1 protein-coding gene is annotated in these 347 nt (G+C 39.2%); it reads right to left on the reverse strand.

Translation table 11 applies throughout. From position 1 onward, the window contains the following. On the reverse strand, positions 1–347 hold a 347-nt coding region (locus AOA59_RS00340; RefSeq protein WP_143522723.1), incomplete at both ends, for a GerMN domain-containing protein.

Below are 347 nucleotides of genomic sequence, written 5' to 3' on the forward strand. Positions count from 1 at the left end.
TGTGTACCCTGAAGAGATTGGTGTACCATTTTGTGGCATTTCCACAAGTTCTTCTCCGTTCATTTTTAACATCACACGATCCACATCATCTAATTGTGTTAACGTCCAAGTTAAAGATTGAAGTACTTGAAGTTCTTGATCAGGATGGTATTCTGCAAAATGCTCAGAAAAGTCCACTGTTGCAACACCATCAGAAACCTCTGATTCTAAAACTTCAGTCCCTGAAGGTAATACCGCTTGAAAACCATTTGGTAACATTTCCGTAACTGGTCCACCTTGTACTAAGTATTCTATTGTAGCATCAAGCTCATTTTCTCCTCTAGGTAGATTCATTGTTTGAGCTGCCA

It is taken from the genome of Pseudomonas sp. 2822-15 (genome assembly GCF_002742515.1).
In the GTDB taxonomy this organism is placed as follows: Bacteria; Pseudomonadota; Gammaproteobacteria; order Pseudomonadales; family Pseudomonadaceae; genus Aquipseudomonas; species Aquipseudomonas salomonii.